General features: G+C 65.9%; 3 protein-coding genes and 1 pseudogene. All 4 read left to right on the top strand.

Annotation, left to right across the window (positions count from 1 at the left end):
- Window positions 1–116 (top strand): annotated as a pseudogene (locus ACE3SG_RS28355) (ABC transporter ATP-binding protein); the annotation flags it as partial.
- A 26-nt stretch (window positions 117–142) separates the two neighbouring features.
- Window positions 143–1,072 (top strand): branched-chain amino acid ABC transporter permease, encoded by a 930-nt coding sequence (locus tag ACE3SG_RS28350; RefSeq protein ID WP_374569621.1) that lies wholly within the window; start codon window positions 143–145, stop codon window positions 1,070–1,072.
- A 98-nt stretch (window positions 1,073–1,170) separates the two neighbouring features.
- Window positions 1,171–2,235: a branched-chain amino acid ABC transporter permease gene (locus ACE3SG_RS28345; RefSeq protein ID WP_374569620.1), complete on the top strand. Its 1,065-nt coding sequence runs from the start codon at window positions 1,171–1,173 to the stop codon at window positions 2,233–2,235.
- A gap of 75 nt (window positions 2,236–2,310) precedes the next feature.
- Entirely contained in the window at window positions 2,311–3,639 is a 1,329-nt protein-coding gene (locus tag ACE3SG_RS28340) for an ABC transporter substrate-binding protein (RefSeq protein WP_374569622.1), read from the top strand.
- Window positions 3,640–3,893: the final 254 nt, after the last annotated feature.

Genomic DNA, 3,893 nt, shown 5'->3' with positions numbered 1-3,893 from the left:
ACATCTCCGACCGCGTGGTGGTGCTCGACTACGGCAAGAAGATCGGCGACGGCACGCCCGACGAGGTGCGCGCCAACCCCGACGTCATCAGCGCCTACCTGGGCACCAGCCACTGACTCGGCCACTGAAGGCAGAACACGCGATGGGATTCTTCCTCGAGACCTTCTTCGGCGGCCTGATGGCGGGCATGCTGTATTCGCTGATCGCGCTCGGCTTCGTGCTGATCTTCAAGGCCAGCGGCGTCTTCAACTTCGCGCAAGGCGCGATGGTGCTGTTCGCCGCGCTGGCGATGGCGCGTTTTGCCGAATGGGTGCCGCAATGGCTGGGCACCGACAGCAAGCTGCTGGCCAACGGCGTGGCCTTCGTGCTGGCGATGGCCTGCATGGTCGCGGTGGCCTGGCTGATCGAGCGGCTGTGCCTGTCCAAGCTGGTCAACCAGGAGCCGATCGCGCTGCTGATGGCCACGCTCGGCATCACCTACTTCCTCGACGGCTTCGGCCAGACCCTGTTCGGCTCGGACATCTACAAGATCGACGTCGGCCTGCCGAAGGACCCGATGTTCCTGTTCGAGCAGACCTTTCCCGGTGGCGTGCTGATCAGCCAGGAAGACCTGGCCGCCGCGGTGATCGCAGCCGCGCTGGTGGCGGTGCTGGCACTGTTCTTCCAGAAGACGGCCACCGGCCGCGCGCTGCGTGCGGTGGCCGACGACCACCAGGCGGCGCAGTCGATCGGCATCCCGCTGTCGCGCATCTGGGTCATCGTGTGGTCGGTCGCCGGCTTCGCCGCGCTGGTCGCCGGGATCATCTGGGGCAGCAAGCTCGGCGTGCAGTTCTCGCTGTCGCAGGTCGCGCTGAAGGCCTTGCCGGTGGTGATCCTCGGCGGCCTCACGTCAGTGCCCGGCGCCATCATCGGCGGGCTGATCATCGGCGTCGGCGAGAAGCTCAGCGAGGTCTACCTCGGGCCGATGATGGGCGGCGGCATCGAGATCTGGTTTGCTTATGTGATGGCGTTGTTGTTCTTGCTGTTCCGGCCACAGGGCCTGTTCGGCGAGAAGATCATTGACCGTGTATGACACGGGCAATGATCTTCCGGCGCAGGCTAACTTCGCGCAGCGAAGTTAAGCGACCGCAGGGCGCGGCCGGAGCCAAAAGATCATCGGGAAAGTAGCACATGCTTTATCGCGAAAACGGCCAGTTCAAGACCAGCTACCGGGCGGATCAACAGATCTTCCCGATCCGCCAGGACCGCATCGTCATCATCGCGTTCCTCGCGCTGGCCTTCGTCGTCGTGCCGGGCCTGGCCAGCGAATACCTGCTGCGCGCGATCCTGGTTCCGTTCCTGATCCTGGCGCTGGCCGCGATCGGGCTGAACATCCTCGTCGGCTACTGCGGCCAGATCTCGCTGGGCACCGGCGCCTTCATGGCGATCGGCGCGTATGCGGCCTACAACTTCAACGTGCGCATCGAGGGCATGCCGCTGCTGCTGTCGCTGGTGCTCGGGGGGGTGTGCTCGACAGCGGTCGGCGTGCTGTTCGGCATCCCGAGCTTGCGCATCAAGGGCCTGTACCTCGCGGTCGCGACGCTGGCGGCGCAGTTCTTCACCGACTGGGCCTTTCTGCGCATCAAGTGGTTCACCAACGACTCGTCGTCGGGCTCGGTCAGCGTGTCGGGGCTGCAGGTGCTGGGCTGGCACATCGACACGCCCGCCGACAAGTACCTGTTCTGCCTCGGCCTGGTGTGTGTGTGCGCGCTGATGGCCAAGAACCTGGTGCGTGGCCACATCGGCCGCGAGTGGATGGCGATGCGCGACATGGACGTGGCCGCGTCGGTGATCGGCATCCGCCCGGTCTACGCCAAGCTGTCGGCGTTCGCGGTGAGCTCGTTCTTCGTCGGCATCGCCGGCGCGCTGTGGGGCTTCGTGCACCTGGGCTCGTGGGAGCCGGCCGCCTTCTCGATCGACCGCTCGTTCCAGCTGCTGTTCATGGTCATCATCGGCGGCCTGGGCTCGATCATGGGCAGCTTCTTCGGCGCGGCCTTCATCATCGTGTTGCCGATCGTGCTGGACAACCTGCCCTACTGGTTCGGCATTCCGGTCGACACCGCGCTGGCCTCGCACCTGACCAACATGGTGTTCGGCGCGCTGATCGTGTTCTTCCTGGTCGTCGAGCCGCACGGCCTGGCCCGCCTTTGGTCGACCGCGAAAGAGAAGCTGCGCCTGTGGCCCTTCCCGCATTGAATTGATGACACCGGGCCCACGAAGCCCGCCCACCGCACTGACGAGTGCTTTTCCCCACCTCTGGAGGTAGACATGTTGAAGATGAAGACCCTCGCATCCGCCGCGCTGCTGGCGGCCTCTGGGCTGGCGGCGCTGGTCACGGCGCCGGCGGCATTCGCGCAGGCCAAGGAGCAGTTCTTCCCGGTGCTGGTCTACCGCACCGGGGCCTACGCGCCCAACGGCGTGCCCTTCGCCAATGGTTATGTCGACTACCTGAAGCTCGTCAATGCCAAGGGCGGCATCAACGGCGTGAAGATCAGCTTCGAAGAGTGCGAGACCGGCTACGCCACCGACAAGGGCGTCGAGTGCTACGAGCGCCTGAAGGGCAAGGGCGCCACGGTGTTCCAGCCGCTGTCCACCGGCATCACCTTCGCGCTGACCGAGAAGGCGCCGATCGACAAGATCCCGCTCATCACCGCCGGCTACGGCCGCAGCGAAAGCGCCGACGGTGGCGTGTTCAAGTGGAACTTCCCGCTCGCCGGCACCTACTGGGTCGCGGCCGACGTGCTGGTGCAGAACATCGGCCAGAAGGAAGGCGGGCTCGACAAGCTCAAGGGCAAGAAGATCGCGCTGGTCTACCACGACAGCCCCTATGGCAAGGAGCCGATCCCGCTGCTGACCGAGCGCAGCAAGCAGCTGGGCTTCGAGCTGCAACTGCTGCCGGTGACCGCGCCGGGGGTCGAGCAGAAATCGACCTGGCTGCAGGTGCGCCAGAGCCGGCCCGACTATGTGCTGCTGTGGGGCTGGGGCGTGATGAACTCGACCGCGCTGAAGGAAGCCCAGGCCACCGGCTACCCGCGCGAGAAGATGTACGGCGTGTGGTGGAGCGGCGCCGAGCCCGACGTGAAAGACGTGGGCGAAGGTGCCAAGGGCTACAACGCGCTCGCGATGCAGCACGGCGCCGGCCGCAGCAAGGTGCACACCGAGGTGCTGAAGCTGCTGCACGAAAAGGGCCAGGGCACCGGCCCGGCCGAAGAGGTGGGCACCGTGCTGTACACGCGCGGCCTGATGTCGGCGATGCTGGCGGTCGAGGGCGTCAAACGCGCGCAAGAACGCTACGGCAAGGGCAAGGTGATGACCGGCGAGCAGGTGCGCTGGGGCCTGGAGAACCTGTCGCTCGACCAGGCCAAGCTCGACGGGCTGGGCTTCGCCGGCGTGATGCGGCCGATCAGCACCAGTTGCGTCGACCACATGGGCGCCAACTGGGCCCGCGTGCACACCTGGAGCGGCAAGGCCTGGCAGTTCAGCTCGGACTGGATCGAGGCGGACGCACAGATCCTGCGCCCGATGGTCAAAGCCGCGGCTGACAAATACGCGGCGGAGAAGAAGATCACACGGCGGGCGCCGGAGGATTGCCAGTCTTGATGGCCGCTTTCCACCCCTTGTCCGCCGCGGGCGGCTGAACGTTTCTGCACTCTCCCCTTCCCCTCTCGCCAGGCGAGAGGGGTCTGAGGCACCCCCACCCCCCGCCCGGCGGGGGCGGCCCCTTGGCGGGGCCTTCATTCAAGTGCCGCGTGCGGCACTTGAATGAGTCAAGAGGACCGGTATGAGCAATGTGCTTTTGAACGTCAACGGCATCGAGGTCATCTACAACCACGTGATCCTGGTGCTCAAGGGCG

This window comes from Ideonella sp. (assembly GCF_041914305.1).
In the GTDB taxonomy this organism is placed as follows: Bacteria; Pseudomonadota; Gammaproteobacteria; order Burkholderiales; family Burkholderiaceae_C; genus Ideonella.
The sequence above is the reverse complement of the archived record's forward strand: the minus strand, read 5'-3'. Positions and strand labels throughout refer to the sequence as shown.

Coding starts and splice junctions, on each gene's coding strand:
- ACE3SG_RS28350 (WP_374569621.1), top strand. CDS start 143: ATGGGATTCTTCCTCGAGACCTTCTTCGGCGGCCTGATGGCGGGCATG.
- ACE3SG_RS28345 (WP_374569620.1), top strand. CDS start 1,171: ATGCTTTATCGCGAAAACGGCCAGTTCAAGACCAGCTACCGGGCGGAT.